At 42.3% G+C, this 21,876-nt stretch carries 19 protein-coding genes; 16 read left to right on the top strand and 3 right to left on the bottom strand.

From position 1 onward, the window contains the following. Positions 1-37: 37 nt before the first annotated feature. The 4 genes from glpK (at position 38) to CXM95_RS03675 (ending at position 5,246) form a co-directional block, all read left to right on the top strand. Positions 38-1,558: a glycerol kinase GlpK gene (gene glpK, locus CXM95_RS03660; RefSeq protein WP_008377082.1), complete on the top strand. Its 1,521-nt coding sequence runs from the start codon at positions 38-40 to the stop codon at positions 1,556-1,558. 3 nt (positions 1,559-1,561) lie between these two features. Beyond that, complete coding sequence (gene glpO / locus CXM95_RS03665; protein ID WP_016611959.1) at positions 1,562-3,391, top strand: type 1 glycerol-3-phosphate oxidase; 1,830 nt, start codon at positions 1,562-1,564, stop codon at positions 3,389-3,391. Continuing rightward, the gene (locus CXM95_RS03670; protein ID WP_005237471.1) at positions 3,384-4,100 is read left to right on the top strand and encodes an MIP/aquaporin family protein; all 717 of its coding nucleotides are present in this window, start codon (positions 3,384-3,386) and stop codon (positions 4,098-4,100) included. Before glpO ends, CXM95_RS03670 begins: the two co-directional genes overlap by 8 nt. Positions 4,101-4,190: 90 nt before the next feature. Continuing rightward, positions 4,191-5,246 (top strand): alpha/beta hydrolase, encoded by a 1,056-nt coding sequence (locus CXM95_RS03675; RefSeq protein WP_016620571.1) that lies wholly within the window; start codon positions 4,191-4,193, stop codon positions 5,244-5,246. Between the two features lie 58 nt (positions 5,247-5,304). Here the strand turns inward: CXM95_RS03675 and nrdF are convergent, their stop codons facing one another. From nrdF to nrdH, 3 genes are all read right to left on the bottom strand, one after another. Then, positions 5,305-6,270, bottom strand: coding sequence for a class 1b ribonucleoside-diphosphate reductase subunit beta (nrdF, locus tag CXM95_RS03680; protein WP_005225180.1), 966 nt, complete (start codon positions 6,268-6,270; stop codon positions 5,305-5,307). Between the two features lie 97 nt (positions 6,271-6,367). After that, a complete protein-coding gene (gene nrdE / locus CXM95_RS03685; RefSeq protein ID WP_008377092.1) occupies positions 6,368-8,527 on the bottom strand; it encodes a class 1b ribonucleoside-diphosphate reductase subunit alpha in 2,160 nt (719 codons plus the stop codon). 97 nt (positions 8,528-8,624) lie between these two features. After that, entirely contained in the window at positions 8,625-8,849 is a 225-nt protein-coding gene (gene nrdH / locus CXM95_RS03690; protein ID WP_005225182.1) for a glutaredoxin-like protein NrdH, read from the bottom strand. 356 nt (positions 8,850-9,205) lie between these two features. Between nrdH and CXM95_RS03695 the strand changes: the two genes are divergently transcribed. The 12 genes from CXM95_RS03695 to CXM95_RS03750 all read left to right on the top strand — a co-directional run bounded on the left by CXM95_RS03695 (position 9,206) and on the right by CXM95_RS03750 (position 21,728). Next, positions 9,206-9,673: a FeoA family protein gene (locus CXM95_RS03695; protein ID WP_005237467.1), complete on the top strand. Its 468-nt coding sequence runs from the start codon at positions 9,206-9,208 to the stop codon at positions 9,671-9,673. Further along, complete coding sequence (gene feoB / locus CXM95_RS03700) at positions 9,673-11,811, top strand: ferrous iron transport protein B (RefSeq protein ID WP_086299153.1); 2,139 nt, start codon at positions 9,673-9,675, stop codon at positions 11,809-11,811. The genes CXM95_RS03695 and feoB overlap by 1 nt, the downstream gene beginning before the upstream one ends. Further along, the gene (locus tag CXM95_RS03705) at positions 11,808-11,939 is read left to right on the top strand and encodes a hypothetical protein (RefSeq protein WP_005237465.1); all 132 of its coding nucleotides are present in this window, start codon (positions 11,808-11,810) and stop codon (positions 11,937-11,939) included. Before feoB ends, CXM95_RS03705 begins: the two co-directional genes overlap by 4 nt. 434 nt (positions 11,940-12,373) lie before the next feature. Then, a complete protein-coding gene (locus CXM95_RS03710; RefSeq protein ID WP_005237464.1) occupies positions 12,374-12,820 on the top strand; it encodes a PTS sugar transporter subunit IIA in 447 nt (148 codons plus the stop codon). A 1-nt stretch (position 12,821) separates the two neighbouring features. After that, positions 12,822-13,187 (top strand): PTS sugar transporter subunit IIB, encoded by a 366-nt coding sequence (locus tag CXM95_RS03715; protein WP_005237463.1) that lies wholly within the window; start codon positions 12,822-12,824, stop codon positions 13,185-13,187. Positions 13,188-13,212: 25 nt separating this feature from the next. Next, positions 13,213-14,499: a PTS ascorbate transporter subunit IIC gene (locus CXM95_RS03720; RefSeq protein WP_016610457.1), complete on the top strand. Its 1,287-nt coding sequence runs from the start codon at positions 13,213-13,215 to the stop codon at positions 14,497-14,499. Between the two features lie 24 nt (positions 14,500-14,523). Next, positions 14,524-15,189: an SIS domain-containing protein gene (locus CXM95_RS03725; RefSeq protein WP_005237461.1), complete on the top strand. Its 666-nt coding sequence runs from the start codon at positions 14,524-14,526 to the stop codon at positions 15,187-15,189. Beyond that, positions 15,186-16,091: a 4-hydroxy-tetrahydrodipicolinate synthase gene (gene dapA / locus CXM95_RS03730; RefSeq protein WP_086299155.1), complete on the top strand. Its 906-nt coding sequence runs from the start codon at positions 15,186-15,188 to the stop codon at positions 16,089-16,091. Before CXM95_RS03725 ends, dapA begins: the two co-directional genes overlap by 4 nt. Before the next feature lie 23 nt (positions 16,092-16,114). After that, on the top strand, positions 16,115-18,217 hold the full coding sequence (locus CXM95_RS03735; RefSeq protein WP_016611965.1) for a BglG family transcription antiterminator: 2,103 nt from the start codon (positions 16,115-16,117) through the stop codon (positions 18,215-18,217). A 436-nt stretch (positions 18,218-18,653) separates the two neighbouring features. Beyond that, positions 18,654-19,943, top strand: a complete 1,290-nt coding sequence (locus tag CXM95_RS03740; protein WP_086299156.1) for a CapA family protein — start codon at positions 18,654-18,656, stop codon at positions 19,941-19,943. Positions 19,944-20,176: 233 nt separating this feature from the next. After that, a complete protein-coding gene (locus tag CXM95_RS03745; protein WP_005237455.1) occupies positions 20,177-20,791 on the top strand; it encodes a hypothetical protein in 615 nt (204 codons plus the stop codon). 280 nt (positions 20,792-21,071) lie between these two features. Next, entirely contained in the window at positions 21,072-21,728 is a 657-nt protein-coding gene (locus tag CXM95_RS03750) for an HAD family hydrolase (protein WP_176273466.1), read from the top strand. The last annotated feature ends 148 nt before the right edge of the window (positions 21,729-21,876 follow it).

The raw sequence follows: 21,876 nt of genomic DNA on the forward strand, positions 1-21,876 counted from the left end.
AAAAAAAGCGCGTATAAAACCAAAGGGAGCGAATCAAATGGCAGAAAAAAATTATGTAATGGCGATCGACCAAGGAACCACTAGTTCAAGAGCAATTATTTTTGATCGTAACGGGAAAAAAATCGGCAGTTCACAAAAAGAGTTTCCGCAATACTTTCCAAAATCAGGTTGGGTAGAACATAACGCCAACGAAATTTGGAACTCTGTCCAATCAGTCATCGCAGGGGCATTTATTGAATCAGGTATCCGACCAGAAGCAATCGCCGGCATCGGGATCACCAACCAGCGTGAAACGACAGTGGTTTGGGATAAAACGACAGGGCAGCCAATCGCGAATGCGATTGTTTGGCAATCCCGTCAATCTTCACCGATCGCTGACCAATTAAAAGCAGATGGCCATACAGAGATGATCCATGAAAAAACTGGTTTAGTCATTGATGCGTATTTCTCAGCGACCAAGGTGCGTTGGCTTTTAGACAATATCGAAGGGGCACAAGAAAAGGCGGATAATGGTGAGTTACTCTTCGGAACGATCGATTCATGGCTTGTGTGGAAACTGACAGATGGACAAGTCCATGTCACCGACTACTCCAATGCTAGTCGGACGATGCTTTACAACATTCATAAATTAGAGTGGGATCAAGAAATTTTGGATCTTTTGAACATTCCAAGCTCGATGCTACCAGAAGTCAAAAGCAACTCAGAAGTCTATGGTCACACCCGCAGCTACCATTTTTACGGCAGTGAAGTACCAATCGCTGGAATGGCTGGAGACCAACAAGCCGCCCTCTTTGGACAAATGGCCTTTGAAAAAGGTATGATCAAAAATACTTACGGCACTGGGGCATTTATTGTCATGAATACGGGTGAAGAACCACAATTGTCTGACAATGACCTACTGACGACTATCGGGTATGGCATCAACGGCAAAGTCTATTATGCCTTAGAAGGAAGTATCTTCGTTGCTGGATCAGCGATCCAATGGCTGCGGGATGGTCTACGCATGATCGAGACTTCGCCACAATCAGAAGAACTAGCTGCCAAAGCAAAAGGAGATAATGAAGTCTATGTGGTGCCTGCCTTTACTGGATTAGGTGCGCCTTACTGGGATTCAGATGCAAGAGGAGCAGTCTTCGGCTTGACTCGTGGGACGACGAAGGAAGATTTTGTTCGGGCAACACTGCAAGCTGTTGCGTACCAATCAAAAGACGTCATCGATACGATGAAAAAAGATTCCGGTATCGATATCCCATTGCTGAAAGTCGATGGAGGGGCAGCCAAAAACGATTTATTGATGCAGTTCCAAGCGGACATTTTAGACATTGACGTACAACGAGCAGCGAATCTGGAAACAACCGCATTAGGTGCAGCCTATTTGGCAGGACTAGCGGTTGGCTTCTGGAAAGACTTAGATGAATTGAAATCAATGGCAGAAGAAGGGCAAATGTTTACGCCAGAAATGCCAGCAGAAGAAAGAGACAATTTGTACGAAGGTTGGAAACAAGCGGTGGCGGCTACTCAGACCTTCAAATTCAAAGCGAAGAAAGAAGGCGAGTAAGCCATGACCTTTTCTCAGAAAGATCGGAAGGAAACCATTCAAGAAACGGCAAATACCACCTATGATGTGTTGATCATTGGTGGTGGGATTACCGGCGCAGGGGTTGCCGTTCAAACAGCAGCGGCTGGGATGAAGACGGTTCTTTTGGAAATGCAAGACTTTGCCGAAGGGACGTCTTCGCGGTCCACGAAACTCGTTCATGGCGGTATTCGCTATTTGAAAACCTTTGACGTGGAAGTGGTCGCTGACACCGTGCGGGAACGGGCGATCGTCCAACAAATTGCTCCGCATATCCCGAAACCAGATCCGATGCTTTTACCGATTTACGATGAACCGGGGGCAACCTTCTCCTTGTTTTCTGTCAAAGTGGCGATGGATCTTTATGATCGCTTAGCAAATGTGACAGGCAGTAAATACGAAAATTATCTGCTGACGAAAGAAGAGGTCTTAGCACGCGAACCACAGCTGCAGGCGGAAAACTTAGTTGGTGGCGGAGTCTATCTTGATTTTCGCAACAACGATGCCCGCTTGGTGATCGAAAACATTAAACGAGCACAAGCCGATGGGGCAGCAATGATCAGTAAAGCCAAAGTCGTCGGCATCTTACATGATGAGCAAGGCATCATCAATGGGGTAGAAGTGGAGGATCAACTGACAAACGAGCGCTTTGAGGTTCACGCCAAAGTCGTGATCAACACGACCGGCCCTTGGTCAGATATCGTTCGTCAATTAGACAAGAATGATGAGCTGCCACCACAAATGCGTCCGACAAAAGGCGTCCATTTAGTGGTCGATCGGGAAAAACTAAAAGTACCGCAACCAACCTATTTTGATACTGGGAAAAATGATGGTCGGATGGTTTTCGTGGTACCAAGAGAAAACAAGACCTATTTTGGCACAACCGATACGGACTATACAGGCGATTTTGCCCATCCGACGGTCACACAAGAAGATGTCGATTATCTACTGACCATCGTGAATGAACGCTTTCCACATGCACAGATCACCCTTGATGATATCGAAGCGAGCTGGGCTGGTCTACGTCCATTGATTACGAATAATGGTGGTTCGGATTACAATGGTGGTGGTAAAGGCAAATTATCTGATGAAAGCTTTGAGCAGATCGTTGAAAGCGTCAAAGAATATCTTGCAGATGAGCGGCAGCGACCAGTTGTAGAAAAAGCTGTAAAACAAGCGCAAGAACGAGTAGAAGCCAGCAAAGTGGATCCATCGCAAGTTTCTCGCGGCAGCAGTTTGGAACGCTCAAAAGACGGACTATTGACGTTGGCAGGCGGAAAAATCACCGACTATCGTTTGATGGCGGAAGGAGCAGTCAAACGGATCAATGAATTGCTCCAAGAAAGCGGTGCTTCCTTCGAGTTGGTGGATTCAACCACGTACCCAGTTTCTGGTGGTGAGCTTGATGCAGCCAATGTAGAGGAAGAATTAGCGAAGCTGGCTGACCAAGCACAAACCGCTGGGTTCAATGAAGCAGCTGCGACGTATTTGGCTCATCTTTATGGGTCGAATCTTCCCCAAGTGTTGAACTACAAGACGAAGTTTGAGGGCTTAGATGAAAAAGAAAGCACTGCCTTGAACTATTCCTTACATGAAGAAATGGTTCTGACGCCTGTCGATTATCTATTGCGTCGGACCAACCATATCCTATTTATGCGAGATACCTTAGATGAAGTCAAAGCCGGTGTCGTCGCAGCTATGACCGACTTCTTTGGCTGGAGCGAAGAAGAAAAAGCAGCCTATGTAGCAGAAATGAACCAAGTGATCGCAGAATCAGATTTAACAGCCTTAAAAGGAGGAAAAAAAGATGAATGAAACAACACAGATCTTTAGTGAATTTCTAGGAACGGCTATTTTGGTTTTGTTAGGGGATGGCGTGTGTGCGGCTGTCAATCTGAAAAAGAGTAAAGCAGAAGCCTCTGGCTGGATCGTGATCGCGATGGGCTGGGCAACGGCGGTGACCATAGCCGTATACGTTTCAGGGTACATGGGACCTGCTCACTTGAATCCAGCCGTTACATTAGGCATGGCGATGACAGGGAATTTTTCTTGGAGTTTGGCTATACCGTTTATGCTGGCGCAGATTGCTGGTGCGATCGTAGGAGCAATCCTCGTTTGGCTCAACTACTTGCCATTATGGGATGAAACAAAAGACCAAGGCGCGATTTTAGGTACCTTTGCAACAGGGCCTGCAGTTCGTAATTTAGTATCGAATACGATCACTGAAGTCATTGGTACCTTTGTCTTAGTCTTTGGCTTATTGGCTTTTGGTGCCAATACCTTTACGGATGGATTAAATCCCATCGTTGTTGGGATCTTGATCTTAGCGATCGGACTGTCTCTTGGTGGACCAACAGGCTATGCCATCAACCCGGCACGGGACTTAGGACCACGGATCGCTCACCAAATCTTACCAATCAAAAACAAAGGGACTTCCGATTGGGGCTATGCGTTAGTACCAATCATCGGTCCAATGATCGGTGCAGCGATCGCAGCTGGTTTGTTTATGATGTTGCCATTATAAACGATGTTATTTTAAGGATGGTGCCTATTGGTATCATCCTTTTTTAATCTTTAGCGATTGTCATTGAATTTGCTAAAAAAACATGGTTAAATGAAAAAGCTGAAACAGAACGAAGGAAGGAGCTTTTGCGTGAAAAAAATTCTGCGCTTTTTCATGTGGGTGGCGATTGTCCTGATCGGACTCTTAGCTGCCGTTTTTCTGGCTTTTCAACTCTCCCCACGACCGGGGGCTTTTTTGATCGGTCATATGTTTAACCAAGAAGTGACCATCAAGGATGAGGCGGCTTATCAAAAAAGTTTGCCGAATGTGACGGTCAAACAGGACTTGGCTTATCAATCGGATTATCAACGCAGTACCTTTGATCTTTATTATCCCAAAGATGCACAAGGCCCTGTTCCAGTCATTTTTTGGGTCCATGGGGGCGGATATGTCGGGGGAGACAAAGAAGGCGTCAAAGAATTTGCGACCTATGTCGTCGATGAAACCAAAGCCGCTGTGATTTCGATTAATTATGAATGGGCGCCAAGTTTGCATTATCCGGGACAGGTCAAACAATTAGCCCAAGCGGTAGACTCGATCAAAGCAGATGCCCAAGCATACCCCATGCTTGATTTCGATCAACTCTTCTTTGGTGGAGATTCTGCAGGTGCCCAAATTGCCGGGCAATATGTGGCGCTGCAAACCAATCCAGCGTATGCGAAGGAAATGTCCTTTGATCAAGACATTCCTACATCGGCCCTGAAAGGGTTTATTTCCTATTGCGGCCCCCTTGATTTGAAGCAGATCGTTGGAACTTCTTCGGATGATCGTTTTATGAAATTCTTTGTTAAAACGGTGGCTTGGTCGTTATTAGGCAAAAAAGAATGGCAAGATAGTCCCCAACTGCAGGAGATCTCACTGGTGGATAAATTGACGGCTGATTTTCCACCAACGTATATCACTGATGGCAACGCCTATTCCTTTGAAGACCAAGGCATTGCCTTTGCCAACCAGCTGCAAGCTCTTGATATTCCCGTGACAAGTCGTTTTTACAAAGGGGATTCGGAAACAGTGACCCACGAATACCAATTTGATTATAGCTTGCCGCAAGCACAGGAATGTTTGACAGAAACGTTGACCTTTATCAAAGACCAGCTGGCTAACTAAAAACACCTTGTTTCTCACCCTCTATTGGCGAGAAACAAGGTGTTTATTTGTAAGCAAATCAATCAAGTCCGATGAAGTAGTCATCGTCTTTCATCGCTTCAACGGAACCAAGCAGATACCCGTTCCCAACTTGTGAGAAGAAGTCGTGATTGCTGGTACCAGTTGAAATACCGTTCATGACGATTGGATTGACATCGTTGGCGGTGTCTGGGAAAAGCGGGTCTTGTCCTAGATTCATCAAAGCCTTATTGGCATTGTAACGCAAGAAGGTTTTGACTTCCTCGGTCCAGCCGATCTCATCGTATAATTCTTCGGTATAACGCTCTTCGTTTTCATACAACTCATACAACAAGTCGTACATCCAGTCTTTCAGCTTTTGCTGTTCGTCTTCTGGTAATTCGTTGAACCCTAATTGGAATTTGTAGCCGATATACGTGCCATGAACGGATTCGTCACGAATGATCAATTTGATGATCTCCGCTACGTTCGCTAGTTTGTTATTACCTAAGTAGTAAAGGGGTGTATAGAAACCTGAATAGAATAAGAAGGTCTCTAGAAACACACTGGCGATTTTTTTCTCTAGCGGTGTCCCATTTTTGTAAATCTCATTGATTCGTTCGGCTTTCTTTTGTAAGTAAGGATTGGTATTGGTCCATTCAAAAATATCGGCGATCTCCGCTTTTGTATTCAAGGTGCTGAAAATCGATGAATAGCTTTTTGCATGGACAGATTCCATAAATTGGATGTTGTTCAAGACCGCTTCTTCATGTGGGGTGCGGACATCTTTACGCAGTTGATCCATACCGCTTTCTGATTGAACGGTATCTAATAAGGTCAAGCCGCCAAAGACGTAGCCCACCGTCGTTTTTTCTAATGGTGATAGCGTCCGCCAATCATCAAGGTCATTTGATAAAGGGATCCGCGTATCTAACCAGAATTGCTCTGTTAATTTTTCCCAAGTGGATTTATCGATGATATCTTCGATCTCATTCCAGTTGATTGCTTCATAGTAAGTCTTACCCATAGTCGGTTCCTCCAATAATCGTATCAAGACAACAGCCGACCCGCTCTCAATAGAGAGCAGGGGCAGGCTATTGGTTCGTTTTCAGGCAAAAGTTGGATTAGATGACACAGCTTTCACATTGGTTGCTGCCGATCTCTTCTGCATCATCTGTAAAGGTCCGTACATAGTAGATCGATTTGATCCCTTTGTGGAAAGCATAGTGACGCAAGATGTTCAAATCACGGGTGGTTTGTTTTGTCGTTTCTTTCCATTCGTAAAGACCTTCTGGAATATCTGAACGCATAAACAAGGTCATACTCATCCCTTGATCGACGTGTTTTTGAGCAGTTGCGTAAACATCGATCACTTTGCGCATATCCATATCGTAGGCTGATTTGTAGTAGCCGATCGTCTCATTGCTCAAGTAAGGTGCTGGATAATAGATCTTGCCGATTTTCTTTTCTTGGCGTTCTTCGATCATCCGAGTGATCGGGTGGATGCTGGCACTCGTATCATTGATATAAGAGATCGAACCATTTGGTGCAACGGCTAAGCGGTTTTGGTGATACAAGCCGGTTTCTTTGACGGTTTGTGCCAAGGCTGCCCAATCTTCACCAGTTGGTAAAAAGACGCCTTCAAACAATGCTTTGACTTTTTCCGATTTTGGTTGGTAGTCACCTTGGATATAATCAGTGAAGTAGCTGCCATCTGCATAAGCTGATTTTTCAAAGTTATGGAAAACTTCGCCTTTTTCTTTGGCGATGGCATTGCTTTCAACCAATGTCCAATAGTTCAACAACATGAAATAAAGATCAGTAAATTCAAGGGATTCTGGTGAACCGTATTCCATTTGATTTTTTGCAAAATAGGTATGCAAGCCCATTGCGCCTAAACCGATCGTGTGGTTCAAGGCATTCCCATTTTGGATCGATGGTACCACGTCAATGTCAGACGCATCAGTAACGAAGGTCAAGGCACGAGTCATTGCTCGAACAGATTTCCCAAAGTCAGGGCTGTCCATCAAGTTCACGATATTGGTGGAACCTAAGTTACAGCTGATATCTGTTCCTAAAACCTCGTATTCTTGCTTGCCGTTGATCTCAGATGGTGCTTGAACTTGAAGGATCTCGGAACAAAGATTACTCATGATGATCTTGCCATCGATTGGGTTGCTGCGGTTTGCTGTATCGATATTAATGATATAAGGATAACCAGATTCTTGTTGCAATTTAGAAATTTCATTTTCTAAATCGCGAGCTCTGATTTTAGTCTTGCGAATCCGTGGATTCATGACTAAGTTGTCGTATTCCTTGGTGATATCGACATAAGAAAATGGTACGCCATATTCTTTTTCGACACTGTACGGACTAAAGAGATACATCTCTTCATTTTTACGCGTCAATTCGTAAAATTTGTCAGGTACGATCACACCTAATGATAAGGTTTTGACACGGATTTTTTCATCTGCATTTTCTTTTTTCGCTGATAAAAAGCTGATGATGTCTGGGTGGAAGACGTTCAAGTAGACCACACCAGCCCCTTGCCGTTGACCCAATTGGTTTGAATAGCTGAAGCTATCTTCAAACAATTTCATTACAGGCATCACACCACTTGCTGCACCTTCGTAGCCTTTGATAGGCGCGCCAGCTTCCCGCAAGTTTGATAATGTGATCCCGACACCGCCGCCGATCCGTGAAAGTTGCAGCGCGGAGTTGATCCCACGACCGATCGCGTTCATGTCATCAGTGATTTGGATCAAGAAACAAGAAACTAATTCACCGCGACGTTTGCGTCCTGCGTTCAAGAAAGAAGGGGTTGCTGGTTGGTAACGTTGGTAGATCATTTCATCTGCCAAGCTCATGGCTAACTCTTCATTCCCATCCGCAAAGTAAAGGGCGTTGAACGCCACCCGATCTTCGTAACGCTCAAGATACGCGGTACCATCATTCGTTTTTAATGCATATTGTGAATAAAACTTGTAAGCAGCCATAAATGATTTGAAAGTAAAGTGTTGCTCATCTAAGAATTGATACAAGTCCTCAATAAAAGCAGGACGGTACTTTTTGATAAATTCTTCTTCTAAATAATCATTTTCAATCAAATAATTGATTTTGTCCATTGCAGTCGCAAAGGTTAAGGTATTTGGTTCAACGTTTTCTTTAAAGAATGCCGCTAGGGCTTCTTTGTCTTTATTTAATGGAATTTGACCATCTACTGGACGGTTGATCTCATTATTCAATTTGAAATAACTGACATCTTTGATTTCTTTCAAGCTCATAAATGGCTAACCTCTTTTCTTGTTTTGTTCGTATAAAAAAGGACTTGCGGTCTGGACGACTGACAAATCCCTCAAAAGCATCACATTGAGAAAAATCTTAGCTCGCTAATTGACGTAGTTGATCTGGACGGAAACCGATGATCGTTTGCGCATCAGAGGTAATGACTGGCACACTTTGAAATCCTTGTTCTTTCAAAAATTCTAATGCTTCAGGCTCATTATCGATATTGATTTCTTCAAAGGCAATCTGATTTTCACTTAAAAAGCGTTTCGCCATTTTACATTGCATGCAGTTGTTTTTAGAAAATAGTTTGATATTCATAATTGTTTCCTCCGAGTTGTAATAGTTATAAACCTAGTATAAATAAGTCTCGGAGAAAGTCAACGAAAAAACACTATATCTTGTGCTTGTGAATTCGGCATACACAATTTATAGTGTTTCTGTGTTTTTTATGCAAATGAAAAAAGCGGAAAATACTTAGAATTACAAGGTTTTTGCGTAATTATTAGAGGGGATATGCAATCAAAATGAGTAAAAAAAATCTCTATTGTGAAGGAAGATTCAAAGTTAAGTCGAAAACAGATTGACTTCCTATGGAAATGGCTCTATTATAATGATAATCATTCTCAATTAAAGTAGGTTAATTAAAAAACACTTCACAAAAGGAGTAAGAACCAATGAAAATGGCGCAAACTTGGGCTTCTGGGACATACAAAATCGACTCGTTGGCAACAACCAAAGAAATCACGGTTCATTTAAACGATCTTGGCATTCGCACGGGGGTTGAAATCGTTGTGGTGCAAAAAGATCGCAAAGGCGGCATCATTTTGCACCAAGGGACGCGGATTGCTTTAGATGCACGGGTCATGGAACAAATCGATGTCACAGAAATCCAGCAGCAAACGGTCATTACCTCTTTGGATCAGCTGCAAGTTGGTGAAAGCGGGAAGGTCAATCAGATTGGTGCAAAAGGTGCTTTGCGCCGTCGTTTGATGGATATGGGGCTTACGAAAAACGTTCATTTGGAAGTAGTGAAACTGGCTCCATTGGGTGATCCAATGGAGATTCGGCTCCGCGGTTATGAATTGTCTTTGAGAAAGCAAGAAGCAGCGTTGGTTTTTATCGAAAAAGGAGTCGAAGCTTGATGACCTATCAATTTGCATTAGCAGGAAATCCCAATAGTGGGAAAACAAGTACTTTCAATCAATTGACTGGTGCCAAACAAACAGTGGGCAATTGGCCGGGTGTCACCGTAGAACGTAAAGCGGGGCGACTGCGAAAAGACCGGCACGTGCTGATCCAAGATCTGCCCGGGATCTATTCCTTGTCACCTTATACGCCTGAAGAACTGATTTCCCGCAATTATTTGATGGAAGCATCGCTGGATGCGGTGATCAATATTATTGACGGAACTAATCTTGAGCGAAATCTGTATTTAACATTGCAATTATTAGAAATGAATGTTCCGACCGTGGCAGCCATCAACATGATTGATCTATTAAAGAAAAAAGGCTTGCAGATCAACTTCGAAAAATTGGCTTACGGATTAGGGATTCCTGTAGTGGGGATCAGTGCTTTGAAACAACGTGGTTTAGCCAAAATGATCGAGGCAGCGAAGCAAGCAGCCAACACACTACAGCTCCCTCCCCGCTACGATGCTCGTCTAGAGGCTGGCTTGACCGAGATCATGGCGATTTTGCCAGAGACGATCCCTCAGCAGCGAAAACGCTGGTTTGCCATAAAACTCTTCGAAAAAGATGAAGCGATTCAAACAATGTGTAAACTGACTGATTCCCAGCAAGCAGTCATTCAGGAGACGATTTCGATTTTAGAGATGATCTTTAAAGACAGCAGTGACGCCATTCTCGTCAATGAGCGCTATGGCTTCATTGAAGAATTGTTGGCGCTGGCAGTCATCAAGGAAACAGATCAGCACTTAGCCTTCAGCGACAAAATCGACCGCGTGTTGACCCATCGCGTATTGGCACTACCGATTTTTGCCTTCATTATGTGGGGAATCTACTATTTATCGATTCAGACGATTGGCACGATCGGCACTGATTGGGTCAATGATGTATTATTTGGCAGCTGGATTCCCGAAACAACAGCGCATTGGCTAGAACAGCTGCGGGTCGCCCAGTGGCTACAAGAACTGATTTTGGATGGCATCGTGGCTGGGGTCGGTGCGGTTTTAGGCTTTTTGCCGCAGATTTTCGTGTTGTTTTTTTGCTTGGCTATCTTGGAGGACTGTGGATACATGGCACGGGTGGCATTTGTCATGGACCGGTTGTTTCGCAAGTTTGGTCTATCTGGCAAGTCGTTTATCCCCATGTTAATCGCTACAGGTTGCGGCGTGCCGGGGGTGATGGCAAGCCGAACGATTGAAAACGAAAAGGATCGTCGGTTGACGGTGATGGTCACGACCTTTATGCCTTGTTCTGCCAAATTGCCGATCATTGCATTGATTTCGGGTGCCTTTTTCCCTCATTATAGTTGGGTCGCACCATCGGCCTATTTTGTCGGCATGGGTGCTGTGATTTTTTCAGGGATCGTCTTGAAAAAAACGCCGCTTTTTGCAGGTGATCTGGCACCATTCATTATGGAACTGCCAGCGTATCACTTGCCGCAGCTCACAACGATTTTGAAAAGTGCCTGTGATCGAGCCATTGCTTTTGTAAAAAAAGCCGGAACGATAATCTTTGTGGCTTGTATCTTTGTCTGGTTTACCTCCAGCTACAGCTTTGCCTTGCAGCGGGTCAGTGAAGACCAAAGCATTTTGGCCTTTTTCGGTCGACTTTTGGCGCCCCTCTTCGCTCCCCTAGGCTGGGGAACTTGGCGAGGCGCCGTGGCGACGATCACTGGCTTGGTGGCCAAAGAAAATGTGATCGGCACATTCGGGATTCTCTACGGACAAACCGGTGAGTTGTCAGAAAGTGGGACGGAGATTTGGCAAGTGTTGCGCGGCGATTACACTGCTGTGGCGGCATACTCTTTCCTCGTCTTTAATTTACTATGTGCCCCCTGTTTTGCTGCCATCGGTGCGATCCACCGTGAAATGGGGGACAGCAAGTGGACGTGGTTAGCCATTGGCTATCAATGCGGCTTGGCGTACTGCGCCAGTTTTCTGGTGTACCAATTCGGACACGTCATCTTTGAAGGCGGACACCTCACGCTAGGTGTTTTTGCGGCAATAGTCATTGCTGGTCTATTAGTATTTGCTCTGGTGAAGAAACCATTCCGAGGGAGTGCGCCCTTGATCCAAGTCGTAGGAGGCGAAAAATGATTGCTACAGTAATTCTAAGCGGACTGATTTTTGGCTATGGCGGTCGTGTGGTGTACCGCATGGTGAAAAAGGATCATTGTTCTGATTGCCACAGCAGTTGTCCCGTGAAGCATGAGGAAGCAAAGTAGAAAATAGCGGTTGTAAGTAAAAATTCGTGTGAAAACACCTACGGCTAGAAATACAATTGAAACGGTAGATCTATAGCCATGAATAGAGTGTTTGCTTTAAGAAGTTCTTAGTTTATTTAAGAGCTTCTTTTTTTTATTGTGGGTGCAAGCAAAAGATCTGTCCATTTTTGGTTCATTTTTTCCTTTATAGAATAAGTTTTGTGAACTGCTCAAGAAGGTTATCGAGAAAAACTGGAGGCTAGTAAAAAAAATAGGCAGTATTCCTGGTCTTTTTGAGAAGAGCAGTTCACTTAATCTGGAAGCGTGTACAAATATGTGGTCGCAAATCGTCTATTCAGGTCAGAACTTTTCACTTATAGTGTGTGTATAGGAATTATCTCGAGAAATTCTTTTACCAAAACCTAAAGAAATTTTTTTAGAAAGGAAATCGTCGTTTGCAAACTACATTATTAACAAAAGAAAACATTTTACTTCAGCAAGACAGTACCAGTTGGCAAGAAGCAATCAAAAAAGCTGCCCAGCCGTTATTGAGGAATGGCAGCGTTTCAAAACAGTATGTCGAAGCGATGATTCAATCCGTCTTAGATGCCGGGCCGTATATCGTGCTTATGCCTGGGTTTGCATTGGCCCATGCCCGATCAGAAGATGGGGTTTGTCGTTTAGGACTAAGTGCGATGACCTTAAATACCCCCATCTCATTTGGTTCGCCCAATGATCCAGTGAAAGTCATTTTCTGTTTGGCAGCGATAGACCCGACCAGTCATTTGGAACTGATGAGTGAGTTAGCAGAGGTTTTAGCAAGGGACAATATCATTGATCGTTTAGCAAATGTGGAGACACCAGAAGCATTTATAAAACTATTAGAAGAAACGAGGAGTTAAGATGGGATTCTTTCAAAAAAAGAAAAATGATGCATCAATCCAATCAGATGCAAAACCTAAGGCGAGTAATGGCAAGAAATTTTTGATAGCGGTTGCATGCCGTGCTGGGATGGGGAGTTCAACGCTGCTTCACATAAAAGTAAAATCAGTGATTGAAGAAAACGGCTATCCCATTGAAACGATTCATGGAAATCTAGATGTTCTCATTGGTTTTACGGGTGATGCCTTTATGAGTATGGCAGATATCGCAGCGGAACCTGATTTTCAAAACAAACCTTATGAAGTCATAGGTATTCAAAATATTATGAGTAAAGAAGAGATCCAAGGAAAACTAGAAACATTTCTTGAAACGATGCAAACAAAATAAATTGATGGAGCGAGGAATAAATTGAATGGCAATTTTAGTAATGAACCAATTCAGAAATACTGCTGTGTTGCTAATGATTTTAGCTTTGATCGGGTTACTTGCACAAAGAAAGCCTGCGAAGGAGACCCTGAGCGGTGTCCTCAAAGTGGGCATTGGGTTTATGATTTTTAATATTGGTGGTGGTCATGTAGGAACGATTGCTGCAAATTTCGCCACGTTGTTTCAGACCGCATTTGGTGTTCAAGGGACGGTTCTGGCAGTAGAGCCTGCTACAGCGTTAGCTATGGATGTATATGGTTTTGAAATATCAATGATTATGGGGCTAGGGTTCATATTCGGATTAGTTATTGCGAAATTGACGCCTTTAAAATCAATTTTCTTAACCGGTCAGCATTATCTTTTCTTTGCTGCTGTCATTGGGTTGATTTTTATTTCGAATGGTATGCCCACTTGGGTAACAGTTATCTTTGGTTCTTTGGTACTAGGTTTTGCAGGAGCAGGGTTGCCCAAATTGGCTCAGAAATATACAGATGAGCTGACAGGTAATGCAGGGGTTGCACTAGGTCACTTTAACTTGATTTTTTACTGGTTCTCAGGTGTCATCGGCAGTGTCATTGGCGGGAAAAATTGGCAAGCAAAGAAAGAGAAAGCAGCCAATCGTGAGCTTCCTGATTTCTTCTCCGTATTCCGAGATTTTGTCTTCTCTGTTGCATTTTTCATGATTATTCTTTTCTACATTGCAACGATCGCAGCAGTTTTAAGTGGTCATATGGATGTCGTTCAAGAAATGGCTGGCAACGACTTATGGTTCTTGTATCCGTTGATTCAAGGGTTGCAATTTGCGGCGGGTATGTCTGTACTGATTTATGGTGTGCGTCAATTTATTGCTGAATTAACGGCTGCCTTCGTGGCGATCTCTGAAAAATATATCCCGGGATCAATGCCGGCAGTAGATGTTCCTGTGTTTTTCCAATATGCGCCAACCATGGTTCCTGTCGGTTTTATTACCTCGTTTATAGGTGGCTTAACAGCGACGTTTGCCATGGCTGCTATGGGTTCTCCCGTTGTACTTTTGCCAGCAGCTGGGATTGCTTTTTTCTCGGGTGGAACAATGGGTGTCTTTGGTTCAATAAGAGGCGGGTTGAAAGGGGCGATCATCGCATCCTTCTTAGGCGGTATTTTGCTGACTGCATTGCCTTTGGTGCTTTTCCCAGCTTTTTCTGAATTAGGCATCACAGACGCTGGATTTCCTCAAATCGACTACAATATTATCGGAATTTTACTAGATAAAATCTTAAAACTATTTAGTTAAACAGTATGATTAGCAAGGAGAAAGGTGGATACAATTTCTCCTTGCTATAAGGAAGGAAAATCTGTATTGAATGAAAAAAACGTTTTGTTTGAATATAGTACGAATTTAAAAGCCCAAAGCGATGCTCAATTTTATCGGCTTGAAGAAGAAGAAGTCTATCAACAGATGGTGAAGGCCAAAGAACTTATTCTCCATGCAGAAAAAAATCATAAGCGTGTTCATGTAACAGGCGTGGGAAAATGTTCCTATGTAGCAGGCTATGCAGCTTCACTTTTCTCATCTGTCGGCACGCCAACCTATTTTTTAGACACAACCGAAACTGTGCACGGATCGGCAGGACAAGTCGTGGCTGGCGATGTAGTGATTGCGATAAGTAATAGTGGGAACACCAAAGAATTAGAATATGCACTTGCTGCCTTAAAAGCCAATGGCGCTGTAATTTTAGCGGTAACAGGAAATGAAGATTCTTCCCTAGCTTCCTGTGCTGAAGTCACATTGTCTTCTTATGTTTCCCAAGAAGGGGACTCATTGAATAAACCGCCACGTTCCTCTGTGATCGCCCAAATGATCCAGCTGCAGGTTCTGTCGGTGTTGCTGCAAGAAGCAAAAGAAATCAATTTAGAAGATTACCTTAAATGGCATCCAGGGGGAAGCTTAGGAGCAACGACAAAAAAGGAGCTTACGCAATGAAAATCAGAGGAATTATACCAGCAATGGTCACACCATTAAATGAGAACGGCATCAATGAAGAGGGCACCAGAAAGCTTGTAAGGCATTTGATTGCTGGTGGTGTCCACGGGTTGTTTATTTTAGGAACCAATGGCGAATTTCATACCTTAAGCAAAGAAGAGAAAATCCAGTTTGCAAAAATCGTTGTCGATGAAGTATCGGGCAGAGTACCAGTATTTGCAGGTGCCGGAGATATCGCAACGAATAAAGTGATTGAGTTAGTAAATGAGTTTGCAAAAATCGGCGTTGATGCTGCTTCCATCATTACGCCGTATCTTTTGAAATATACCGATGAGGAGTTGATCCATCACTACCGAATGATTGCTGAGCAAACGACACTACCAATCATTTTGTACAATATTCCGCCAAATACTAGAAATTTCATCAATCGTCATGTTTTCTCGGAATTACTCAAAATTGATTCGATCATTGGGATAAAAGATTCAAGCGGTGATCTAGAAAACTTCAAGGGCTATCTTGAATTAAATCATCGAGAGGATTTCTCTTTGCTGATGGGAAGCGACTCTAAGATTTTAGAAGCATTACAGTTAGGAGCAGATGGCTCTGTGGCTTCAACCGCAAATGTTTTGACGAAAACAGATGTGGCGATCTATGAACAATTTGTAGCTGGAAACATAGAACAAGCGCGGCAAGAACAAGCAAGTATTGATGATTTTAGAGAAGCCTGCAAATGCTCAACGATTCCGTCTGGGCTGAAATACTGTTTGCGGGCAATCGGACAGGATGTTGGGTTACCGAAACTGCCTGTTCTAGATCTTACGAAAGAAGAAAAGCAGCAGGTAGATCAAGTGCTTCAAAAATATGTACAAGCGGAAGGATTTACATTGAAAGTAGAACAGTAGGCTGCAGAAATGGGGGAACATTGATGGTAAAAATTGACTATAGGACGAGAAAGATGATGATGGCTCTGATTGAAAAACCGACCATCAGTTACGATTATCTTCAGCGGAATTATTCTATGAACCGCACTCAAATAGAGTATACCATTGATAAAATCAACCAGTTTCTATCTGCCCAAAAACTACCACTTAGCGTGAATAAGGAAAGTGTGATTCGACTGCCTGAAAAAAGCAAGGAATATTTGTTGGAGTCATTTTTACGTGAGCGTATGTTTAAGTATTATGAGATGAGTTCAAAAGAACGAGGAAAATATATCTTTTTGACGCTCTTTTACTACGAGAAAGACTATCTGTCGGTCAACCATTTTTTAGATGCGTTAAAAATCGGCAAAACAACCTTTATGAGTGATCTGCGCAAATTACAAGCGGAATTACATGGGTACGATATTTCAATCAGTTATTCAAGAAAAGAGGGGTATCACTTAGCAGGTGATGAACTGATGATTCGTTACGCTTTATTTCGAATGATTTTGGAAGATGTGACTAGCAAGGATGATGATTTTATTTACCGTTACTTTATTCATAACGAACGAATACAATTGGCGGATGAGCAGGACACCTATCTTTCTCTTCTTTTAGAAAAACATGCGATAGAGTTAGTTGAAAATAGGTTGATTGAATTGAACTATATCCTTATTTTTTTATACCCAAGAATGGGCTTGAATGAATTTGATCTAAAGCCCTTTTCTAATGATCATGAGTTAGTAAAAATGAAGGAGTACCGCTTTGCTGAAGAAATTTTAGAAAACGCAGGGGTGATGAATAGTATAGAAAAGAACTATCTCTGTGGGTGGGTCCTGGGAATGGCATTAGGGAATGAAAAGGAATGGCTTCAAGGAAATTTGGTCATCATTGACTTGGTAGAAAGAATCGTCGAGCGATTTGAATTGCTTTCAGGTATTCGTTTCAAGGATAAACACTCTGTCATCAAGCAATTATATAGTCATTTTCGACCGACCTATTTCCGAATGCTGTTTCGATTACCGATCATCAATCCTATGCAGGAGAAAATTTTTGAAAAATATAATGACCTTTATCAGATCGTAAAAGAAACCTTGAGACCAATCAGTGATAGCTTTGATTCAAAGCTTCCAGATGAAGAAGTAGCCTTTTTAACAATGCACTTTGCGCTTTTGATCAGGAATTCTGAAGAATATATGGTGCAACAAAAAGTGGGGGTCGTTGTTTGCCCAAATGGTATTGGAAGCTCAGCAATCATTTACAATGAATTAAAGGAAATCTTTCCCTCTTTTATCTTATTGGGACCGATTGAAACAAGCGAACTGCATTCATTTGATCAGTCTTACGATATCATTTTTACGACAAAACCCAACTTTCAACTTTATCCGTTAAAAAAACCGATTTTTGTAGTAAACCCGATCATGTCTTACGAGGAACGAACCCAGTTGTTTTTAGATGTCAAATTCGAAACCAGTACAAGTATAAAGCCCAATACTGTTACGATCGACGGCTTGATGCAAGTTATTCAACAATATTCAACGGTTACCAGCGAGTCAGCTCTGCGGCATCATTTAGAGAAATTTGTACAAGAGACCTGCTCGCCAACGGCATCTATCATGTCTCAAAAAGAAAAAAAGACAAAAGAACCTGCAATGCTGTTGGATATGATGCGTCCAGAATTGATACAATTAAACAAAAAAGCCAGAACGTGGGAAGAGGCCTTTTATCTCGCAGCCAATCCATTGATTGAAAGAAAGATCATCACTAGAAATTACATCGATTCGATCATTCAACAAACCAGATCAGAAGGTGCTTATATGGTGATAGTCGATCAAGTTGCCTTACCGCATACGGTTCCTGAAGCAGGTGCAAAAAAACTTGGCATGGGATTGACAACGTTAGAATCTGAAGTATATGTCTTAGGAACGATTCCTGTAAAGTACATCTTTACTCTTTCTGCGTTAGACAGCAAGCAGCATCTAAATGCGATGACTCAGTTTATTACCCTTATTGAATCCAAAGACTTTTTTCGAGAATTAGAAAAACATGAATGTCCGGAAACAGTTTATCACTGGTTTGCAGAGATTTTACGTACTGCTGTTGTATAAATTTTTTCGAAAAAACTGTAAGTATTATAGAATAAAGCATATACTCTTTGGTCTTTATTGAGAGAAGCGTGCGAAGGGGAGTAATTTGCTTTCATCGTTTGCTGCTGTTCATCCGAAAGCGAGGGATGTCATCCAGAACTGTTAACAGCCGAAGGATTATCTAATGATACTAATTTATGCCGTTTGAGGTTAGTCCAGTTCTACAAGAAAGATTCATTCGGAAATCAGCTACCATAGAAGTGGAGAAACAGTTCGATCACGATCGGGCTGTTTTTTTATTCTTTAAAAAACGATCTATTAAAGGGATCTTAAATATAGTATAATTATTTAATGAAAAGATATTATTTAGTGGGATTTGTAGGAAAGGGAGCAGGGAACCTAGTTAGAACGTAAACGAAGATAGGCTTTTGATAAAGCAGAGTGAAAGGGTGAGGGCATGAGACAACAACGAAGACGGGAGCGTCAGAAACGCCAGCGGATCATTGCTGGGTTAAGTGTAGCATTATTGGCGATCACATTCGGAGTGATTTATCTAGTGATTCAAGCGACAAGCATCCCCGAACAGCGTCTTACAGCAGAATCGACAAAACCGACTAAGCCAATGCAAGAATCAAGTAGTTCTACCGAAACAAAGCCAGAAGTAAAAACCATCACAGTGACAGCTAGTGGCGATATGCTTTATCATACACCTGTTTATTTAAGCGCTTACGATGGAAAGCGTTATGATTTTGACAATGATTTTGAGCAAGTCAAACCGTTAATTGCATCGGCGGATCTTGCTCTGGGTGATTTTGAAGGAACCATCAATCCTAATAAACCGCTTGGCGGTTTTCCCTTATTCAACGCGCCTATCGATGCCGTTGCCAGCATCAAAGATGCGGGCTTTGATGTGATCGATCTTGCTCATAATCATATCTTAGATACGGGAATCGAAGGAGTCAAAACAACGGCGGCTGCTTTTCACGATCAAGGGTTGGCAACGATTGGTGTCACGGTCGACAATAGTGGAATTTTGGTCAAAGAAGTCAACGGGATCAAAGTTGCTCTCTTGGCCTATGCCTATGGCTTCAATGGACTTGAAGAAAGCTTAACTCAAGCAGAGTATGACACCTATTTGAAAGACTTGTCCCTCGATAAAGTGGAAGCAGAGATCAAAGAAGCGGAAACCTTGGCGGATATCACCATCGTGATGCCTCAGTCTGGTGTCGAGTATTCTTTAGAACCAACGGAAGAACAACAAACTGTTTATCGGAAGATGATCGATTTTGGTGCTGATATTATTTTCGGCGGCCATCCGCATGTAGCAGAACCAACCGAAATCATCGAAAAGGACGGTGAAAAGAAATTTATCATTTATTCAATGGGGAACTTATTGTCGAATCAACGTTATGAAACCGTCAATAACAACTATTGGACCGAACGCGGCGTCATTCCAGAAGTTGAGATCACCAAACAGGGAGCTCGGACCTATTTAAGTAAGATTGCCTTACATCCAACTTGGGTCTCCAAAGAGCCGATCCCTGATCGTACCTATTATGATCCAGAATACGGCGTCTTGCAGGCCTTTGATTTTCAAGTTTACTTGGCCGAAGATTATCTACCGGATGGACAATACGCCAAACGTGTTACTGAAGAAAAACGGCAGCGCATAGAAACCGCCTACCATGAAATGCTGGAGCTATTAGATTTGAAGTGGGAGCAGCAAAAAGAAAATCAAATTGACTAATAAGGCAACCTGACCAACAGGTTGCTTTTTTATTAGCTTTCGAGAAAACGAATCATGAAACGAATGGCGCTCCTTCCAACAAAACATGACAGTAGACTATCATTTATGAACAAAAAATGACACCTCAAACTGATAAAAATAAGTAATAATGTCAACATAAAGCATTCAGAAATGAGTCGGAAAGGATTCAGTAGATGATTTCTGAATAAAAGGGAAAGAAAGCAGGATGTGTCATGAGAATTATTATACTGACGAAAAATATATCATATGAGATTGATTTGCAGCGGGAGTTACAGATTTTGAGTCATGAAGTGTTCGTAGGGAAAAATACAGAAGAGGCGGAATGGTTGATAGAAAGCGCCAAATTATTTGACTGCTTATTTGTCAGTGAAACGATTGCAGATCCAGAATTTTTATTGATCAATCAGGCGTTGGCTCCTTATTATCAAAAACGAATCGTCCGTATCTTGCCAGGGAATATTGAACAAGAAGGTAGGATGGAAAAAGCTGAAAATGCCACGTACCTGAATCGCTCTTTTGTCGAGCTGAGAGAATTTTTGGCTGCACTACCACCAATTAGTCGTAAGTTAGAAAAAGCATCCGTCACGAAAGAATCCTTTCCTAAATTTCTTAGTCTGCAAGAACAGATCTTTTTTAACAATTTAGGAGAAGAGCAATTTATTAACCGAGAAGACCTGTGTTGGAAAATTTGGGGAAATGGTGGAACAAACTCGAGAAAATCTCAGTTGTCAATATTAGCGAAACGAATCAATGAAAAATTAGATGAATACGACTACACTGAAAAACGGGTTCGTACCGCTTGGGGCAAAGGCTATATCTTACAATAAAAAGAAAATTGTGTGATCAAAAGAGCATCGAAGCCTTATTTCTCACGAATAGACCTCTTTGTAGCTTCGACTGCTTTTCAGGTAGAAACGACTCTGTTTTCAAATTGAGTCGTTTTTTATATAAAAATATTAGTATTAAATAAATGATGGTATCGAAAATTATGATAATGCTTTTTTTTAGTGTTAAAATAGAGATAATCAGTAATGAAAAGGAATACTACAGGATTTAAAAAGCACTTTGGAGAAACGTGCTGTAGTATCTTTCAGAGGAGGAAATGTCGTGAAGAAGATTGAGTGTGTGATATTTGATTTAGACGGAACCCTATTAGATTCGAGAGAATGCAGCATCAAGGCGACAAAAGCAGCTTTTACAGAGATGGGACTCAAAGTACCGAGTGAGGTAGTCATTGAACATTACATGGGGATACCGATCGAAGAATCGTTTTTTAAAATGTCAGAACAGCCATTGGATCAAGAAACAGCAACGGAACTGATTCGGGTTTTTCGTACCTATTATCAAACATACGAGGAAAGTACCTTGAACGTATTTCCTGAAATTCCCCATGTCCTAGAAATCTTAATGAAACGAAAGGTTCCTTGTTTCGTGGTTTCAAGTAAGAAGACAGCGGTCGTCAAACGAAATTTGGCTGCTCAGAACCTGGTGGCGTTCTTTGAAGAAATCATCGGCTCAGATGCGGTGTCCCACTACAAGCCTCATCCAGAAGGAATCAATAAAGTAGTAACTCAGTATCAGTTTGATCCGACAAGGACGATCATGGTAGGAGATGCTATTTTTGATATCCAGATGGGCAAAGCAGCCGGTGTCAAAACCATCGCTGTTACCTGGGGCAGCCACGATGCGAAAAAACTTTCCGCTGACAAACCAGATGCTTTGGCAGAAGCGCCGCAGGATATTTTAGATTATATCTATGCTTGATCTATTTTTACTGATACAGTTTAAAAATCATTTCTATTTTTGATCTGTAGCGTGAAAAATAGAATGGACTGAACGTCTTCTTCCAGCAGTATATTTGAGGTTTCGACCAATGATCGATAGATTCGATTATTGGTTTTTTTGTTGGTAT

Origin of the sequence: Enterococcus sp. CR-Ec1, assembly GCF_002850555.1 — a bacterium.
Taxonomy (GTDB): Bacteria; Bacillota; Bacilli; order Lactobacillales; family Enterococcaceae; genus Enterococcus_D; species Enterococcus_D entomosocium.